Here is a 17710-nt window from a genome sequence, read left to right as displayed (position 1 = left end):
CGTCGGACGGCTTTCGCGCAGGTCAACGGGTACGGCGTCCCGCCCGGCCGTCACTTGTGGGGGAGGTGTGGCTTCCGCCGTCGTCGAGCCCGCACGCTCGTGTCGATCTGTTCTCGCGACCGGAAAGAGGAACGCATGCGATCGAACGTCATGGCCAGGACCCTCGTCAGTGTCGCCGCGGTGGCGGGGCTCGCCGCCGGCAGCCTGGCGACCGCGGGCACGAGTTTCGCGGCCTCGCAGCCGGCCGCCAAGACGGCGGTGAGTTCCCGGACCGCGGCCATCCAGGCGGTGAACAACCTCGGCCTGGACACCGCCCACGCCGCGAACTGGCAGTGCTGGCTGGCCAGGTGGGGCTACAACCCCGGCACCATCGACGGGCAGCTGGGCACCAACAGCTGGAAGGCGGCCCAGCAGATGTTCAACGACCAGGGCCTCGGCGCCGGTACCGTCGACGGGGTCGTCGGACCGAACACGATCAGGGCGCTGCAGCGCTACCTGAACCAGTACGGCTACAACCTCGACGTCGACGGCGTCGCGGGACCGGCGACCAAGGCCGCGTTCTGGGACTTCAACGCCTACTGCTGAGCCGCCCGGACGACCCGGGCGGCCTCTCAGAGCCGCTCGGGCGTCCGGATGCCCAGCAGGGCCATGCCCTGGTGGAGGGTACGGGCCGTCAGGTCGCACAGCAGGAGGCGGTTCTCCGCCACGTCCTTCGGCGGCTCGGGCTTGATCACCGGGCACTTGTCGTAGAACGACGTGTACAGCGACGCCAGCTGGTACAGGTACGCGGCCAGCTTGTGCGGGGCGTACTCCGCCGCCGCCTCGAAGACCGTGTCGCCGAACGCGTCCAGGTGCAGGCCCAGCGCCCGCTCCGCAGCGTGCAGCTCCAGCTCCGGGTGCGCGACGGGCCGGACGTCTCCCGCCTTGCGGAGGATCGACTGGATACGGGCGTACGCGTACTGGAGGTAGACGGACGTGTCGCCGTTCAGCGAGACCATCTGGTCCAGGTCGAACTTGTAGTCGCGGTTCGGCGACGTCGACAGGTCCGCGTACTTCACGGCACCGATGCCGACCTGGGCGGCCCGCTCCTGGATCTCCGCCTCCGTGAGGTCCTGCGCCTTCTCCCGGACGACCTCGGCGGCCCGCTGCACCGCCTCGTCCAGCAGGTCCTCCAGCCGTACGGTCTCGCCCGCACGCGTCTTGAACGGCTTGCCGTCGGCGCCCAGCACCGTGCCGTAGCCCATGTTGTGCGCGGTCACGTCGTCGGTGAGCCAGCCCGCCCGCCGCGCCGTCTCGAAGACCATCTTGAAGTGCAGCGACTGCCGCACGTCCACGACGTAGAGCAGCGAGGTGGCGTGCAGGTCGGTGACCCGGTTGCGGATCGCGGTCAGGTCCGAGGCCGCGTAGCCGAAGCCGCCGTCCGCCTTCTGCACGATCAGCGGGACCGGCTGGTCGTCCTTGCCCCGGATCTCGTCGAAGAACACCACGAGCGCGCCCTCGGAGCGGACCGCGACGCCCATCTCCTCCAGGAGGCGGGCGGTCTCGGGCATGCCGTCGTTGTACGCCGACTCGCCGACGATCTCGTCGTCGCGGATCTCCATGTCGAGCTTCTCGAAGACCGAGTAGAAGTAGACCTTCGACTCGTCCACGAACCGCTGCCACAGGTCCAGCGTCTCCTTGTCGCCGGACTGGAGGGCGACCACCCGCTTCCGGGCCCGCTCCTTGAAGCTCTCGTCCGTGTCGAAGACCGCCCGGGACGCCTTGTAGACCCGGTTCAGGTTCGACATGGCCTGCTCGCCGTCCGTGTCGGTCTCCGGGGACAGCTCGTCCGGGTTCTCGATCAGGTACTGGATGAGCATGCCGAACTGGGTGCCCCAGTCGCCGATGTGGTGCCGGCCGATCGTCTTCTCGCCGGTGAAGTCGAGCATGCCGCGCAGGGCGTCGCCGATCACCGCGGAGCGCAGGTGGCCGACGTGCATCTCCTTGGCGACGTTCGGCTGGGCGTAGTCGATGACCGTGATGCCCGGGTGCGCCTTGGGGGGTACGCCGAGCCGGTCGCCGTCCGCGTACCGGGCGGTCAGGTTCTCGGTGATCGCCCTGTCGGAGAGGGTGATGTTGAGGAAGCCGGGGCCGGAGACCTCGACGTCCTGGATCAGGTCCGCGCCGGTGGTGATGTTCGAGACGACCTGCGTCGCCAGCTCCCGGGGGTTGGCCTTGGCCTTCTTGGCGGCGGCGAGGATGCCGTTCGCCTGGAAGTCGGCCCGGTCGCTGCGTCGCAGCAGCGGGTCGACGGCGGCCTCCGGCAGGGTTGCCGAGAGAGCGTCCGCGAGACGCTGATTGACGAGATCGGTGAGCGACGTGACCGAGGCCATGGGGTGGGAGCCGTTCTCCTCGTGGGTGCGGGTAGACGGGACCAGTATTTCACGGGGGGTAAAGGGGTTTTTGCGGCGACGAGCTCGGGGGTGTGTGGTGGGTGGCCGGGCGCGGCGCCGCGGGGGCTGGTCGCGCCCGCGCGGCGGAGCCGCACATCGATACAGCCCCGCGCCCCCACAGGCGGCTGCGCTTGTGTAAAGGCGTTTTCGTGGATGCCGTAGTGCCTGGGACAATGGAGCGGTCAGCCGTGCGACCGTACCGGCTGTCCCATGCCAGAAAGAAGGACGTGCCGATCGTGGCTCAGAGCACCGAGACCACCGACTGGGTCTCCCGTTTCGCGGATGAGGTCATCGAGGAGTCGGAGCGTCGGGCCCCGGGCAAACCGGTCGTCGTCGCGTCCGGGCTCTCCCCGTCCGGCCCCATCCACCTGGGGAACCTGCGGGAGGTCATGACCCCGCACCTGGTCGCGGACGAGGTCCGGCGGCGCGGGCACCAGGTCCGGCACCTGATCTCCTGGGACGACTACGACCGCTACCGCAAGGTGCCGGCCGGTGTCGCCGGGGTCGACGAGTCCTGGGCGGAGCACATCGGCAAGCCGCTCACCTCCGTCCCCGCCCCGAAGGGCTCCGCGTACCCGAACTGGGCCGAGCACTTCAAGGCCGCGATGACCGAGTCGCTGGCCGAGCTGGGCGTGGAGTTCGACGGGATCAGCCAGACCGCCCAGTACACCTCCGGGGTGTACCGGGAGCAGATCCTGCATGCCATGAGGCACCGCGGTGACATCGACGCGATCCTCGACCAGTACCGGACCAAGAAGGCCCCGGCGAAGAAGCAGCAGCAGAAGGCCGTCGACGAGGCCGAGCTCGAGGCGGCGGAGGGCTCGGGCGCGGCGAGCGAGGACGACGGTTCCGCGGGCTCCGCCGGATACTTCCCCTACAAGCCGTACTGCGGCGACTGCGGGAAGGACCTGACGACCGTCACGTCCTACGACGACGACACCACCGAGCTGACCTACGTCTGCACGGCGTGCGCCTTCACCGAGACCGTCCGGCTCAGCGAGTTCAACCGGGGCAAGCTGGTCTGGAAGGTCGACTGGCCGATGCGCTGGGCGTACGAGGGCGTCGTCTTCGAGCCGAGCGGTGTCGACCACTCGTCGCCGGGGTCGAGCTTCCAGGTGGGCGGGCAGATCGTCGGGATCTTCGGCGGGGAGCGGCCCATCGGGCCGATGTACGCGTTCGTCGGCATCAGCGGGATGGCGAAGATGTCGTCCTCGCGCGGTGGCGTGCCCACGCCCGCCGACGCGCTGAAGATCATGGAGCCGCAGATCCTGCGCTGGCTCTACGCCCGCCGCCGGCCCAACCAGTCCTTCAAGATCGCCTTCGACCAGGAGATCCAGCGGCTCTACGACGAGTGGGACAAGCTGGACGCGAAGGTGGCCGAGGGCACCGCGCTGCCCGCCGACGTCGCCGCGCACGCGCGCGCGGTGGGCACGGCCGCCGGTGAGCTGCCACGGACCCCGCGGCCGCTGCCGTACCGGACGCTGGCATCGGTCGCCGACATCACCGCCGGGCACGAGGACCAGGCGCTGCGGATCCTCAGCGAGCTGGACCCGGCCAACCCGCTGGGATCGGTGGACGAGGCACGGCCCCGGTACGACAAGGCCGAGGCCTGGATCAACACCCAGGTACCGGCCGACCAGCGCACCATCGTGCGGGACGAGCCGGACGCCGAGCTGCTGAAGTCCCTCGACGAGGCGTCCCGGCAGTCGGTACGGCTGCTGCTCGACGGACTCGCCGAGCACTGGTCGCTGGACGGGCTGACGCACCTCGTGTACGGCGTGCCCAAGGTGCAGGCCGGGTTCCCCGCCGACGCGACGCCCAAGGAACTGCCGGCCGAGATCAAGACGGCCCAGCGGACGTTCTTCGCGCTGCTCTACCACCTGCTGGTGGGGCGCGACACCGGGCCCCGGCTGCCCACGCTGCTGCTTGCCGTGGGGCAGGAGCGGGTGCGGGACCTGCTCGGCGAGTAAGCCGGCACCGGCATGAGCACGAGGAAGGGGCCCTCTTCGGCGGAGGGCCCCTTCTTCATGTTCGTCATGCCGTGCGCGTCCTACGCGATGTGGTCTTCCTGCAGTTCCGCCGTGTGGCGGTTGGTGAAGCGGTTGACCATGCGCTCCGCCTCGCGCTGCGGGAGGGTCGTGCCGTACGTCGCCTCCACGTCGCCCCTGAACTGGCTCGAACTGGGGTAGCCCCCGTCTATCGACTTCTTGAAGACCAGGTAGAAGTCTTCCTCGGTCGGCTCCGGGGGGCCACCGCCCTCACCGAGTTCACGGGTGCGGCCGGGGCCGGAGGGGATGGGAAAGCTGCCGGTCGTCTCCGACGGGGACTCCTCGGGGAGCGGCTGCTGCTCCGGCGGGAACTGCTCCTCCGCGAACTGGGCGGGCGGGAACTGCTGCTGCCGGGCCAGTTGCTGCTCGTACTGGTCCCGCTGGTACTGCTCCCGCTGGTACTGCTCCTGCTCGTACTGCTGCTGCGCCTGCCAGGCCGCGTACTGCTCCTCGGTGTACTGCGGCTCGAACGTCGGGTCGTAGTCGCCGTGGTACTCGATCTGCTGAGGGTCCCTCGCGTGCAGCCAGGGGTTCAGCTGTGGGTCGGGTTCCGGCTCCGGCTCCGGTGCGTATGCGGGCTGCCCGGCGTTGGGGCTGGGGACCAGCTCGGGGCGCTGCGCGCCGGAAGGCGCCGCCTGCTGCGGTACGGCAGCGGGAGCGGGCGTCGCGGCGGCGACCGGAGCGGGGGCGGGGGCCGGCAGGAGCGCCGGCAGGTCTATGCCCGCCGCCGCCAGACCCTCCGGGGCCGTCTGGGCCAGGGGGACGCCGTAGCGGGCCAGCCTCAGCGGCATCAGGGACTCCACCGGGGCCTTGCGGCGCCAGGCCCGGCCGAAGCGGGAGCGCAGCCTGGCCTGGTAGACGAGACGTTCCTGCTCCAGCTTGATGACCTGGTCGTAGGAGCGCAGCTCCCACAGCTTCATCCGGCGCCAGAGCAGGAACGTGGGCACCGGGGAGAGCAGCCAGCGGGTGAGGCGGACCCCCTCCATGTGCTTGTCCGCCGTGATGTCGGCGATCCGGCCGATCGCGTGGCGGGCGGCCTCGACCGCGACCACGAACAGGATCGGGATCACCGCGTGCATGCCCACGCCCAGCGGGTCCGGCCAGGCCGCCGCGCCGTTGAAGGCGATCGTCGCGACGGTCAGCAGCCAGGCCGTCTGCCGCAGCAGCGGGAAGGGGATGCGGATCCAGGTCAGCAGCAGGTCCAGGGCGAGCAGGACGCAGATGCCCGCGTCGATGCCGATCGGGAAGACATAGGCGAAGTTCCCGAAGCCCTTCTTGATGGCCAGCTCTCGGACGGCCGCGTACGAGCCGGCGAAGCCGATGCCGGCGATGATCATCGCGCCGGTCACGACCACACCGATGAGAACGCGGTGCATCCGAGTCAGCTGTATTCGCTCGGCCACCCGTACTCCCCTCCCCTTGCGTGTTGTTGCGCGCAACAGGGTGGCACATCAGTGCGGCGCGCGTGTTGCCGGTCAGCCCTTCTTGGTTGACGACTTGGAGGGCGATGCACTGGCGGAGGGTGACTTGGAGGCCGACTTCGAGGGCGTCGCCGCAGGTGAACTCGGAGACGTGGCGGAGCCGTTGGCCGTCGCGACCGAGGCCACCGCCTCCTTGGCGGCCTTCTCCGCGGACTTCGCGAGAGTGCCCGCGTCGGGGGTCTTCTCGCCGGCCAGACCCGCGCCGTTGTAGTCGACGGTGACGACCACGTTCGCGACCCGGGCCACGACCGTCTGCTGCCGGAAGGCACCTTCCTTCTTCTTCAGGTCGTAGCGCACGAGGGTCGCCTGGTCACCGGTCCCGGTCACCGGCTCCGACTTGGTGTTCTTGGCGCCGGTCACGGACTGCGCCTCCTGCACCTGGTTCGTGTAGTACGCCTCGGCCTGCTTCTCGCCGGAGCCGCGGCCGGCGTCCGACTCGAAGCGGAGGAAGGAGACGTTGAGCCAGCGGAACTGCGAGCCCTTGACGCCGTTGTTGTCCAGGCTGTTCCAGGAGCAACTGCCCCGCGTGGCCACGTCGTCCGAAGCGCCCTCCTTGCCCGACTTCGCACCCTTCGGTACGAGTGCGGTGAGCGTCTTCTTCGACAGCACCGCACACGGCTCCGGCAGCTTCTGGTACTTGGCCGCCTGGACGGTCGGTGAAGCGGCGGTGCCGGTGCCGGAGTCCGAGCCGGCGGGGGCGGTGGCCGGGTTGGAGCCGCCGCCCGTCTCCTTCGCCGCGTTGTCGGAGTCCGAGGAGCAGGCCGCCGCGCACAGCGCCACGGCGGGGACGGCGACCGCACAGACGACGCCGCGGCGCAGGCGCCCTGCCCGTCGCTGTGCGTTCCGCTCGTTCCGGTCGCGCTGGTCGTCTCGCTGGACTGCTACTCGCTGCATGGTTCCTTCACTCATACGTTCGGGGTTCCTGCGGTCGGATCGGGTCCGAGGGGCCACGGTACGCGGTGAGGAAGCTGTGCGGTTTCGGTTCGCGGGCTTTGCGGGCGGAGTGCGCAGGGCGTGCCCGGGCGCTCAGCTGTTGAGGTCCTCGGCCAGCTGGGCGGCCAGATGATGGGCCCTGTCCTGCAGTTCCTTGCTGTCCGGGACGGTCCCGGTGGCCATCGGCTGCTCCTCGTACTCGATGGTCACCACGACGTTGGACGTGCGGAACACCACAGTCACCGTGCGCTGTTCGGCCGTCGAACCGGAGCCGCTGAGCTGGTCGTCGAGATAGGCCTCGTCGCCGAGGTCGGCGAGGGTGCGGGGCTGGAGGTCGGTCGGGGTGGTCGAGGAGGAGGCCGAGGTGGACGCCGTGGCGGACGTCGAGGCGGAGGTGCCGGCGGATCCCGAGGGGGACGTGGACGTGGAGGACGACGGGGACGGGGACGGCGCCCCGGACGCCGATCCGGACGGCGACCCGGACGGCGACTCCGACTCGGTGGGGCTCGGGGGCGCGGACTCGGGGATGCCGGCCGCCGACTCCCGCTGCGTGTAGATCGTCTGCGCCTCGTTGTCGTCGCTGACCGCGTTGTCGTAGGACACCACGCGCTCGAAGTCGACGGACAGCCGGTCCGTGGCGTCGGTGGACTCGACCTTCCAGTGGCAGCCGACCTTGCGGTCCGTGTCGTAGGTGAGCGTGGCCGCGCCCGCGTACGCCTTGTCGCGCTGCTCCTCGTCGGTGATCTGGGCGATGCCCGGGAGCAGCGAGTCGAGGGTGTCCTGGCTGACCGCGCCGCAGGGCTCGGGGAGGGTGCGGTACTTGCCGGGCTGGGCGGCGACGGTGGAGGTGCCGGCGTCCGCGTTCTTGTCGCTGATGTCGTCGCCACCGCTGGAACCGCTCGTGCAGCCGGCCAGCAGGGCCGCGAGGAGGGCGGCGGTGCCGGTTACGTACGCCTTCCGCTGCACGGTCAGGCTCCTTTCCGTTCACTGGGTCGCTCGGTCCTGCTCCAGTGTCCCCGCTGGTTAATCGCTTGCCGCAGCGGGGCGTCCCCTGGAGACAATGTGTATCGCACGCACTGCGGTGAACGCCGGTCCCAAGTCTGATTTCGGTGGCCTTGGCGACGCATTTGCGTTATGACTTCATTAGGTCTTTTGTCCTTTTTATTTGATTGCCCGCGGGGGAATGGGGAAGCCATGTCGTACGTGGAGATGCCGGGCGCGAAGGTGCCGATCCGGATGTGGGCCGACCCTGCCGCCGTCGAGGAGGTGGCGCTCCAGCAGCTGCGCAATGTCGCGACCCTGCCGTGGATCAAGGGCCTCGCGGTCATGCCGGACGTCCACTACGGGAAGGGCGCCACGGTCGGGTCGGTCATCGCCATGCAGGGGGCCGTGTGCCCGGCGGCGGTCGGCGTCGACATCGGCTGCGGCATGTCGGCGGTGAAGACGTCACTCACCGCCAACGACCTGCCGGGGGACCTGTCGCGACTGCGGTCGAAGATCGAGCAGGCGATTCCGGTGGGGCGGGGGATGCACGCGGATCCGGTGGAGCCGGGGGACTTCCACGGGCTGGCGACGGCCGGGTGGGGGGAGTTCTGGGGGCGGTTCGACGGGGTTGCCGACGCGGTCAAGTTCCGTCAGCAGCGGGCGCATCAGCAGATGGGAACGCTTGGATCCGGAAATCACATGATCGAATTGTGCCTCGATCAGTCGGATTCGGTCTGGCTCATGCTGCACTCCGGTTCCCGGAACATCGGCAAGGAACTCGCCGAGCATCACATCGGCGTGGCCCAGAAGCTTCCGCACAACCAGGGCCTGGTCGACCGTGATCTCGCTGTCTTCGTCTCGGACACCCCGCAGATGGCGGCCTACAGGAACGATCTCTACTGGGCGCAGGAGTACGCCCAGTACAACCGTGCGCTCATGATGGCGCTCCTGAAGGACGTGGTCCGCAAGGAATTCAAGAAGGCGAAGCCGACCTTCGAGCAGGAGATCTCGTGCCATCACAACTACATCTCGGAAGAGCGGTACGAGGGCATGGACCTGCTCGTCACCCGCAAGGGGGCGATCCGAGCCGGCTCCGGTGAGTTCGGGATCATCCCCGGCTCGATGGGCACCAGCTCGTACATCGTGAAGGGTCTCGGGAACGAGAAGGCCTTCAACTCGGCGTCGCACGGGGCCGGTCGGCGTATGAGTCGCAACGCGGCAAAGCGCCGCTTCACGACCAAGGACCTGGAGGAGCAGACCCGCGGTGTGGAGTGTCGTAAGGACTCCGGAGTGCTGGACGAGATTCCGGGCGCCTACAAGAACATCGACCAGGTGATGGAGCAGCAGCGCGACCTCGTTGAGGTCGTGGCGAAGCTGAAGCAGTTCATCTGTGTGAAGGGCTGACAGGTGAGGCCCCCGGCTGGAACCGGGGGCCTCACCTGAGCGGTTACCGCGCGGCAGGCATGGGGACCTGGCCGGTCCGCAGGCGCCACAGGCGGATGTAGCAGCTTTTCTCGGTCCGCCCCAGTTCCGCGGCGGCCTCGGCGTCATTGTTCAGGCGCAGTAGTAGGCGGTCCTCGTGTGCTGTCCAGCGGCGTCGATCAGGTGCGATCCGCATGCCGGCCGGCCGGACCCAAGCACCGAGCGAGTCGGCAGCGGTCTGTTTGCGCTCCAGGGACAAGCAGCCCTTGTAGTAGAGATCGGCCGCCAGAAGCTGGGCGTTCTCCTTCGTGTAGAGGATGTTGTAGATGCCGTCGCGCGCATTGCGCTTGAGACTGCGTTCGGCTCCGGTCACTTTTCCTGCGTAAAAGCACAGGTAGGCTGCGATGGCCGTGCTGGCGGTGGTCAGCGAGAGGAAGGGGAAGCCCTCGCTCGTGTAGCCCACGGAGCCGTCGGCGTCGATGACGCCACGTAGATAGTCGCCACGCGAGAACTCCACGGTGGGCGGGGCGATGGTCTTGGACTTGCGGCCGTAGGGCAGGCCGAGGTCGTTCAGTGCGGTCCTGGCTTCGAGGGAGCACAGGCTCCAGACGGCCGAACTGTGGATTTCGGAGAAGTTCGTGGACCGGGTGCGCTCGGTGATGCTGGTGTAGTAAGGCGTTAACTCCTGGAATGTGCGTAGGAGTTCGATGTCCTTGGCGTTGATCTCGACGGTCAGACGCCCCTTCTTTCCAACGCGCTGAGCCAGATGTCCATCCGCCTGCAAGAACCCGAACATGTACGCGTACTCCGGGACCGTGAGGTCCATGAAAGGCTTGACGCTAGGCTCGCATTCAGCCACAGGAAGGCTCCACTTCCATGCTGGTCAGGCCCTCGGCCGGGAGTGCCATCCCTGCCGAGGGCCGTCGGATGATCGTGTGGCGCGAGCCTAGGGTGGATGTTCGTGTGGCGATCGGGTGATCGATGAGGTTCGCCCGTGTGGGTTATCCGGCGCTCACTTCGCGTGATGGACCGCGTAGATCATCACGAAGGCGAGGAAGTGGATGCCGAAGAGGAAGTAGGCCAGGAAGTACCAGACCTGGCGTTCGTTTCTGGTCTCCTGCTTCAGGCGGACTTCCTCCAGTTGCCTCTCCAGGGCCGCCGCGGGGTCGGCGTCCGGGCGGTCCTGCATCACAGGTCCCGGTGGACCTTGGAGTTGGAGGCCTGGGCGCGGGGGCGTACCACCAGGAGGTCGATGTTGACGTGGCTGGGGCGGGTCACCGTCCAGGCGATCGTGTCCGCCACGTCCTCGGCCGTCAGGGGCTCGGCGACGCCCTGGTAGACCTTCGCCGCCTTCTCCTCGTCGCCGCCGAAGCGGGTCAGCGCGAACTCGTCCGTCTTGACCATGCCGGGGGCGATCTCGATGACCCGGACCGGCTTGCCGACGATCTCCAGGCGCAGTGTCTCGGCGAGGACGTGGGCGCCGTGCTTGGCGGCGACATAGCCGCCGCCGCCCTCGTAGGTGCCGTGGCCGGCGGTGGAGGAGACGACGACCACCGTGCCGTCGCCGCTCGCCTCCAGCCTGGGCAGCAGGGCCTGGGTGAGGTTGAGGGTGCCGATGACGTTCGTCTCGTACATCGTGCGCCAGTCCGCCGGGTCGCCGGTGGCCACCGGGTCGGCGCCGAGGGCTCCGCCGGCGTTGTTCACGAGGACGGCGATCGTCTTGAAGGCGGTCGCGAACTCGTCCACGGCCGCGCGGTCCGTCACGTCCAGCGGATAGGCGGTCGCCTGGTGGCCGGCCTCGTTGATCTCCTTGGCCAGCGCCTCGATACGGTCCTCGCGGCGGGCGGTGAGGACCACGCGGTAACCGGCGGCGGCGAGCTTTCGGGCGGTCGCGGCGCCGATTCCGCTGCTCGCACCGGTGACGACGGCGATGCGGGAGGCGGCGGACGGTGCGGTGGCCATGCGGTGCTCCTGATGCTCGGTGGGCGGTCGGCACCTTCCAGCGTAGGTGAGGATCAGCCGCCGTTCCTCGGCGCCCACATGATCACTGCCATGCCCGCCAGGCAGACCGCCGCCCCCGTGAGGTCCCAGCGGTCCGGGCGGTAGCCGTCGGCGACGACGCCCCACAGGATCGAGCCCGCGACGAAGATTCCGCCGTACGCCGCCAGGATGCGGCCGAAGTGGGCGTCCGGCTGGAACGTGGCGACGAAGCCGTAGGCGCCGAGGGACAGGATCCCGCCGGCGACCCAGAGCCAGCCCCGGTGCTCCCGTACGCCCTGCCAGACCAGCCAGGCACCGCCGATCTCGAAGAACGCGGCGACGACGAAGAGGGCGGCGGAGCGGAGGATCAGCATGCCCGCAGCCTGCCATGCCACCCGTCCCGTCCGGCTGTCACCTGTTGGAGGGCGCCTGCGGCGGGGTAGGGGTGGCATACATCCGTATGAACGCCGGAGACGGACGGGACGGACGGATGGACGGGACGGGTGGCATGGCGATGCGTCGTTGCGGGCTTGCGGTGGTCGGGGCGGTGACGGTGGGCGCGCTGGTGGCCGGGGCGGGCGGTACCGCGTGGGCCGGGGACGCCGACCTCGAGGTGCACGGGTCGGTGGTGATGAGCGGGGACCTGGTGGAGGTCCGGGTGACTCCGCGCAACCTCGGGCCGGACACCGTGTCCGACACCACCGTGCGGTTGAGCTGGTCGGCGGCGCTGGCGGACATGCAGCAGCTGCCGGCCGCCTGTGCCCGCTCCGGCGACCGGGAGGTGGTGTGCGGTACGGGGCCGCTCGCCGTCGACCTGCCCGGCGAGCAGCTGGTGGTTCCGGTACGGCTGCGGGGGGAGCCGGCGGAGGTGACGCTGGAGGTCGACGTGGCGTGGGGCGGAGGCGCGGTGGACCACGACCGTACGAACGACAGGCAGCGGGTGCTGGTGCTGGCGACCGGGGACCCGTACGCCTTCTGAACCGGAATTCTGACCGGAATTCTGACCGGAATTCCGACCGGAACGCTAGGTCGTGCCGAAGGTCACCCGGTAATAGCAGGCGCCCTTGCAGGGCATGGTCGCCGCGTCGTCGAAGGCGTACGAGTAGGCGTACGGCGCGGCCCGTTTGAAGACCTGGGTGTAGTCGACGGGCCATTTGGCGGGGACGCAGTTGTCGCGGCCCGCCCAGGCGCCGCGGCAGCAGTACGTGTCGCCGCCGAACGCCGCGCACGGCGGTTTGCAGCCGATCTCCTGGCCGCCGGAGAGGGCCTGCATCGCCTTGGGGCAGTCGATCTCCGTGGTGCAGGTGCCGTGGTAGCAGCCCGTGGAGCTGACCGGGTCGGTGGTCGTGGTGTGGGAGATGTTGATGTACATGGGCAGGTTGGCGCCGTCGACCATGCTGACGTCGTAGAAGTCCATGCCCGCGTACGCGTCGAAGGTGAACTCGCCCAGGGTGGTGGGCGGGTTGGGGCCGGTGCAGACGCTGGTGCAGTCGCCGGAGGCGCAGGGGCCCGCGGCGGTGCCGGTGCATCCGGTACGGCCCCAGATGCGGCCGCCCCAGTTGTTGGCCACGGTCAGCGAGAGGCTCTGGCCGGGGGCGAGCCGGCGGCCCGCCGGGTAGACGGCGGTGTTGGTGACGACCGCCCAGACCGGCTGCGCGGTCCGGTTGACGACCGTGATCAGACGCTTGCCGGCCGGGGCCGACGCCGGGGCCCGCTGCTCCGGCGCGGCGGCCGGTTTCCGGGTGGTCGTGGCCGACGGCCCGGCCGAGCGGGACGGGGACGCCGAGGGGGACGTGGAGGGGGAGGGGGACGCGCTGTGGCGGGCGGAAGGCGCGGGCGAGGTGGCCGGCGGTGCGGACGGGGCGGCCGCGGCCGGCCGGCGGTCCGGTGTGCTCGCGGTGTCGGTTCCGGGTGACGGTGTCCACGCGCCGTAGGTGATCAGTACCGTGGCCGCCGTCGCGAGGGCGGCCGCCGCGGAGGCGTACCACCAGCGGCGTCGCGGTGGTCTCGCGCCGTGTCTTCTGCGTCCTCGTGCCATCCTCGGGCCTTCCTCGGGCGGTGCCGGATGTGTGCCTGCCTCTCGGTGACCTCGTGCGTGGCGGCCGGACAACATAAATTGCGGACTCGAACAGGTTTCGACGTCGGGCCGCCGGTTTTTCTGTTGTCCTCGGGTGCCTCGGGGGGTCTCCACATCACAAGCCGGTCCGACAGCCGGTACCGAGTCCGGTCCAAGGGCCGGATCCCTGCGCGGAGGAACAGACCCACATGATCGAGAACCACCGGAGGGGGCCCGATCCCGGCCTGGTGACGGCCGCTCGCGCGGGTGACGGGCGGGCCCTGGAGCAGCTGGTGAGCGACTGCCTGCCGCTGGTCTACAACATCGTCGGCCGGGCCCTGAACGGTCATGCCGATGTCGACGACGTCGTACAGGAGACGCTGTTGCGCATGGTGCGGGGGCTGCCGAAGCTGCGGGATCCGTCGGCGTTCCGGTCCTGGCTGGTCGCGATCACGATCAGGCAGGTGCGCAACCGGGAGAGTCTGCGGGCCACCGACCGGGACCGCAGGGCGCGGCTGGAGGACGCGGAGGTGCTGGCCGACCCCGACCTGGACTTCGCCGGGCTGACCATCCTGCGGCTGGGCCTGACCGAGCAGCGCCGGGAGATCGCCGAGGCGACGCGCTGGCTCGATCCGGACGATCAGGAGCTGCTGTCCCTGTGGTGGCTGGAGGAGACCGGTGAGCTGGAGCGCGCCGACCTCGCCGGTGCGCTGGGGCTGTCCGACCGGCATGCCGCCGTGCGGGTGCAGCGGATGAAGAAGCAGATGGAGGTCGCGCGGTGTGTGGTGCGCGGGCTGGGCGCCGAGCCGCGCTGTGCCCGGCTGGACGAGATCGCCGCGCCGTGGGACGGCACGCCGGGTTCCCTGTGGCGTAAGCGGTTCGCCCGTCACATACGTGACTGTGGGGAGTGCGCGGGCCTGGAGCGGGGGCTGTTGCCGATGGACCGGCTGCTGGGCGGTCTGCCGCTGGTGGCGGTGCCGGCCGGTCTCGATCCGGCGCGGGTGCTCGCCCACATCACAGCGAGTTCCGGTACTCCCGGTACTCCCGGTACTTCCAGTACCTCCAGCACACCCGGTACGTCCGGTACGTCCGGTGCTTCTCGCGGGCGGCACGGGCATGCGGGCCGGCGCGCCCGGCGTGCCCGGCAGACGGTGAGCAGGCAGGTCCTGGTCGGTGGTTCGGCGGCGGTCGCGGTCGTCGCGGTGGCCGCGCTGGTCGCGGCCCGGCTGACGGCGGGCCCGTCGGCTCCGGTGGCCCAGGCGGCTCCGCGTCCGTCGGCGCCGGTGGCGGTAGCCTCCCCGACCCCCACGCACTCGCCCTCCCCGTCGCCTTCCCGGTCCGCCAGACCGAGCGCGTCCCCGAGCCGGTCCGTGAAGCCCACTCCGTCCCCGCGCACGGTGGCCCCCGTGCAGGTCGCCTCCAGCGCCCGCAAGGGTGTCGGCGTGTGGTCGTTCAACGGCGTGAGTCAGGCGCTGGCCGCGAGCGGGGCGAGCTGGTACTACACCTGGAACACCCAGCACCAGGGCGTGACGACCCCGGGTTCGGCCTCCTTCGTGCCCATGGTCTGGGGCGCCGCCTCCGTCACCGACGCGTCGCTCGCGCAGGCCCGCGCGCAGGGGCCGTACCTGCTGGGGTTCAACGAGCCCGACATGGCGCAGCAGTCGAACATGACGGTCGAGCAGGCGCTGGAGCTGTGGCCCAGGCTGATGGGGGCCGGCAAGGTGCTGGGCAGCCCGGCGGTGGCGTACGGCGCGGACACGGCCGGTGGCTGGCTGGACCGGTTCATGTCCGGGGCGAAGGCGAAGGGGTACCGGGTCGACTTCATCACGCTGCACTGGTACGGCGGCGACTTCCGTACCCCGCAGGCCGTGCAGCAGCTGACCTCGTATCTGGCCTCGGTGTACGAGCGGTACCACAAGCCGATCTGGCTCACCGAGTACGCGCTGATCGACTTCTCGCAGGGGACGCGTTTCCCGTCCGCGCAGCAGCAGGCGGACTTCGTCACCGCGTCCGCGAAGGCGCTGGACGCGCTGCCGTACCTCCAGCGTTACGCGTGGTTCGGGCTCGGTGCCGATCCGGCGAAGCCGAGCAGCGGGCTGTTCACGAACGGTACGGCGGCCACGGCGGCGGGCCGGGCCTTCCAGGCGGCGCGCTGAGCGGAGGGGGCCGGTGCGACCGCCGTACGGCGGTGGGCGCCGGCCCCCTCGGGGTCATGGGCTCACGCCCCAGGTGACGCGGTAGCCGCACTCTCCGGAGCAGGTGAGCACGCTGGTCGCGTCGTCGTTGACGTAGGAGTAGGCGTTGGGCTCGGCGGCCTTGAACACGGCCGCGGAGTCGACGGGCCACGAGGACGGGACGCACTGGGGGCGGGCCGCGTAGGCGCCGGTGCAGCAGGTCTGGTCGGTCTTGAACACCAGGCAGGCGCTGAGGCACGCGACGACATGGCCGTCGCGGACGCGCTGGAGCTTGGCGGGGCAGGAGGCGTTGGCGTCCCGGGTGCAGCCGGCCGCGGAGCACCCGTTCGCGTCGATCTTGTCCTTCGACGTGCCGCCGTAACTGTTGATCCACATCGGCAGGTTGTTGCCCTCGACCAGGCTGACGTCGTAGAAGTCCATGCCGTTCCAGGCGTTCAGGTTGAACTCGGCGAGCGTGGAGGGGAATTCGCCCCACGTCGAGCCGCACTGGAAGCGGCCGCAGTCCCCGGTGAGGCAGTGGCCGTGGCCGGCGGCGTCGAAGGAGCAGCCGGTGCGGGCCCAGAGGCGGACGTCCCAGTGGTCGGGGATGCGGAAGGTCAGGCTGGCGCCGGGGCGCAGGACCCAGCCGGTCGCCTCGACCGGGTGTTTGGGGTCGGCGGCGATGGCCGGCCAGATGGTCTGGTCGAGCCGGTTGACGAGGGTGATGGTGCGCTTGCCCGGGGTCTTGGCGGCGGCCGTCGGCTGCTGTGCCGTGCGGGAGGGCGAGGAGGCCTTGGCCGAGGGCTGGGTGCCGGCGTGCGGAGCCGACGAGGCCGAGGCCGAGGGTGTCGGCGACGGTTTCGGGGAGGGGCTCGCGAGGGGGGTGGCGGCGGCTGTCGTGCGGGGCGTCGCCGCCGGGTCGGCGGTGGTGGTCCGCCGGTCCGGGGCCGGGCCCGTCTGCATACGGGCCAGCACCACGCCGGTCACCAGGGCGAGGCAGGTGAGGACTACGGCGGTGGTGGCGGCGAGGCCGGAGTACCGGCGGGGTCGGTGGCGGCGGCGGTGGTGGCGCATGGCACGGGGCTCCTGTCCGTTCCCACGGGCGTGGGCTTACGTAGGGGAGACCCGGACGGGGGTGGTGGGACAACGGAAACGGGGTGGCTGGTGCGGGTGGACCGTGGGTACGGGCCGATACGGGCCGATATGGGCCGGTGGGGGCCGGTACGGGCCGGTGGGGGCCGGTCGCGTCCACGCGGCGGTAGCCGCAAGTCGAATACAGCCCCGCGCCCCTGAAGGGGCGCTTCGATCACGGGGTCCGCTTCAGATGCCGGCTGCGTACGCGGTCGGCGAAACCCCCACCGTCGCCTTGAAGGCGCGGATCAGGTGGGCCTGGTCGGCGTAGCCGAGTTCGGCTGCCAGGGTCGCCCAGTCCACGGCCTTCTCCCCGCCCGCCCGCTCCACGGCCTCGTGGATCCGGTAGCGCAGGATGGCCCACTTCGGGGTGATGCCCACGTACGCGGCGAAGATGCGTTGCAGGGTGCGGGTCGAGATGCCCCGCGCCTGCGCGAAGTCGGCCACCCGGCGGACCGTGCGGTCGACGCGGATCTCCCGGACCAGGGCCATGGCCCGGTCGGCCTGGGGGTCGGGGGCGGGGGCGAGGGACAGGAGGAAGGCGTCCAGGGCGGCCACCCGGTCGCGGTCGTCGGCCGGGGTGACGATGTCCCGGGCCGTGTCCGCCGTGGCCCTCGGGAACACCTCGTCGGCCCGGAGTGCCCGGCCCGTCCAGTGGGAGACCGGGTGGGCCGGGGCGTACGGCCGGAAGCCGCCCGGACGGAACTTGGCACCGCACACCCGGCCGCGGCCGGTCAGCTTGCGGGCGTAGAGGCCGAGCGCGACGCCGGTCAGTTCCGCGTAGGGCGGCCCTTCCTCCTCGTCCCACTGGAAGGTGAGGTTGACGGACGGATGCGGGACCACGTGGGAGACGTACGGCTCGGGCAGGTCCCAGTCGATGAACCAGTACGTCTCGACGTGCCGGCGCAGCGGCTCGGCGGGCCGGTGGCGGCGGAACCGTACGCGGGACAGCAGCCCGGCGGGGTCGACGATCCCGCGGGTGTCGTGGACGGAGGCGGCGGCCATGGCCGGATCGTACGTCCGGTGCCGCGCGTCGCGTTTGTTCAAGAGGGGCGCGGGTGCGCGTTCG

At 70.4% G+C, this 17710-nt stretch carries 16 protein-coding genes; 5 read left to right on the top strand and 11 right to left on the bottom strand.

Annotated elements, in window-relative coordinates; translation table 11 throughout:
- Positions 1 to 135 precede the first annotated feature (135 nt).
- Positions 136 to 585 (top strand): peptidoglycan-binding domain-containing protein, encoded by a 450-nt coding sequence (locus tag ACZ5K7_RS37970; protein ID WP_351694426.1) that lies wholly within the window; start codon positions 136 to 138, stop codon positions 583 to 585.
- A gap of 26 nt (positions 586 to 611) precedes the next feature.
- Here ACZ5K7_RS37970 and argS read toward each other — a convergent pair whose 3' ends face one another.
- The gene (gene argS / locus ACZ5K7_RS37965; RefSeq protein ID WP_351694423.1) at positions 612 to 2372 is read right to left on the bottom strand and encodes an arginine--tRNA ligase; all 1761 of its coding nucleotides are present in this window, start codon (positions 2370 to 2372) and stop codon (positions 612 to 614) included.
- 287 nt (positions 2373 to 2659) lie between these two features.
- Between argS and lysS the strand changes: the two genes are divergently transcribed.
- The gene (gene lysS / locus ACZ5K7_RS37960) at positions 2660 to 4402 is read left to right on the top strand and encodes a lysine--tRNA ligase (RefSeq protein ID WP_468921159.1); all 1743 of its coding nucleotides are present in this window, start codon (positions 2660 to 2662) and stop codon (positions 4400 to 4402) included.
- Positions 4403 to 4482: 80 nt separating this feature from the next.
- Here lysS and ACZ5K7_RS37955 read toward each other — a convergent pair whose 3' ends face one another.
- The 3 genes from ACZ5K7_RS37955 to ACZ5K7_RS37945 all read right to left on the bottom strand — a co-directional run bounded on the left by ACZ5K7_RS37955 (position 4483) and on the right by ACZ5K7_RS37945 (position 7860).
- Positions 4483 to 5856, bottom strand: a complete 1374-nt coding sequence (locus ACZ5K7_RS37955) for a DUF2637 domain-containing protein (RefSeq protein ID WP_468921208.1) — start codon at positions 5854 to 5856, stop codon at positions 4483 to 4485.
- A 99-nt stretch (positions 5857 to 5955) separates the two neighbouring features.
- Positions 5956 to 6855 (bottom strand): DUF3558 domain-containing protein, encoded by a 900-nt coding sequence (locus tag ACZ5K7_RS37950; RefSeq protein WP_468921157.1) that lies wholly within the window; start codon positions 6853 to 6855, stop codon positions 5956 to 5958.
- A 132-nt stretch (positions 6856 to 6987) separates the two neighbouring features.
- Positions 6988 to 7860 (bottom strand): DUF3558 domain-containing protein, encoded by an 873-nt coding sequence (locus ACZ5K7_RS37945; protein WP_468921154.1) that lies wholly within the window; start codon positions 7858 to 7860, stop codon positions 6988 to 6990.
- Positions 7861 to 8088: 228 nt separating this feature from the next.
- Here ACZ5K7_RS37945 and ACZ5K7_RS37940 point away from each other — a divergent pair, with 228 nt between their 5' ends.
- Complete coding sequence (locus ACZ5K7_RS37940) at positions 8089 to 9282, top strand: RtcB family protein (protein WP_468921151.1); 1194 nt, start codon at positions 8089 to 8091, stop codon at positions 9280 to 9282.
- A 43-nt stretch (positions 9283 to 9325) separates the two neighbouring features.
- Here the strand turns inward: ACZ5K7_RS37940 and ACZ5K7_RS37935 are convergent, their stop codons facing one another.
- The 4 genes from ACZ5K7_RS37935 to ACZ5K7_RS37920 all read right to left on the bottom strand — a co-directional run bounded on the left by ACZ5K7_RS37935 (position 9326) and on the right by ACZ5K7_RS37920 (position 11654).
- Complete coding sequence (locus tag ACZ5K7_RS37935; protein WP_468921150.1) at positions 9326 to 10126, bottom strand: hypothetical protein; 801 nt, start codon at positions 10124 to 10126, stop codon at positions 9326 to 9328.
- A gap of 186 nt (positions 10127 to 10312) precedes the next feature.
- Positions 10313 to 10489, bottom strand: a complete 177-nt coding sequence (locus ACZ5K7_RS37930) for a hypothetical protein (RefSeq protein WP_351694405.1) — start codon at positions 10487 to 10489, stop codon at positions 10313 to 10315.
- Positions 10489 to 11262 (bottom strand): SDR family NAD(P)-dependent oxidoreductase, encoded by a 774-nt coding sequence (locus tag ACZ5K7_RS37925; protein WP_351694402.1) that lies wholly within the window; start codon positions 11260 to 11262, stop codon positions 10489 to 10491. Before ACZ5K7_RS37925 ends, ACZ5K7_RS37930 begins: the two co-directional genes overlap by 1 nt.
- Before the next feature lie 53 nt (positions 11263 to 11315).
- On the bottom strand, positions 11316 to 11654 hold the full coding sequence (locus ACZ5K7_RS37920) for a YnfA family protein (RefSeq protein ID WP_351694399.1): 339 nt from the start codon (positions 11652 to 11654) through the stop codon (positions 11316 to 11318).
- Between the two features lie 134 nt (positions 11655 to 11788).
- On the opposite strand from ACZ5K7_RS37920, the gene ACZ5K7_RS37915 reads away from it, so the two are divergent.
- Positions 11789 to 12259 carry a hypothetical protein gene (locus ACZ5K7_RS37915; RefSeq protein WP_468921145.1) on the top strand — a complete coding sequence of 157 codons (471 nt, stop codon included), beginning with the start codon at positions 11789 to 11791 and terminating at the stop codon, positions 12257 to 12259.
- A 45-nt stretch (positions 12260 to 12304) separates the two neighbouring features.
- Here the strand turns inward: ACZ5K7_RS37915 and ACZ5K7_RS37910 are convergent, their stop codons facing one another.
- Positions 12305 to 13318, bottom strand: coding sequence for a thaumatin family protein (locus ACZ5K7_RS37910; RefSeq protein WP_468921143.1), 1014 nt, complete (start codon positions 13316 to 13318; stop codon positions 12305 to 12307).
- A gap of 227 nt (positions 13319 to 13545) precedes the next feature.
- Here ACZ5K7_RS37910 and ACZ5K7_RS37905 point away from each other — a divergent pair, with 227 nt between their 5' ends.
- On the top strand, positions 13546 to 15492 hold the full coding sequence (locus ACZ5K7_RS37905) for a sigma-70 family RNA polymerase sigma factor (protein ID WP_468921140.1): 1947 nt from the start codon (positions 13546 to 13548) through the stop codon (positions 15490 to 15492).
- 54 nt (positions 15493 to 15546) lie between these two features.
- On the opposite strand, the gene ACZ5K7_RS37900 is transcribed toward ACZ5K7_RS37905, so the two are convergent.
- Both ACZ5K7_RS37900 and ACZ5K7_RS37895 read right to left on the bottom strand, forming a co-directional pair.
- Positions 15547 to 16584 (bottom strand): thaumatin family protein, encoded by a 1038-nt coding sequence (locus ACZ5K7_RS37900; protein WP_468921137.1) that lies wholly within the window; start codon positions 16582 to 16584, stop codon positions 15547 to 15549.
- A 246-nt stretch (positions 16585 to 16830) separates the two neighbouring features.
- A complete protein-coding gene (locus tag ACZ5K7_RS37895; RefSeq protein ID WP_468921134.1) occupies positions 16831 to 17646 on the bottom strand; it encodes a DUF6597 domain-containing transcriptional factor in 816 nt (271 codons plus the stop codon).
- Positions 17647 to 17710 lie beyond the last annotated feature (64 nt).

It is taken from the genome of Streptomyces sp. NPDC031497 (assembly GCF_055580905.1).
Note: the sequence above shows the minus strand (reverse complement) of the source record. Positions and strands in the feature narration are given on the sequence as shown.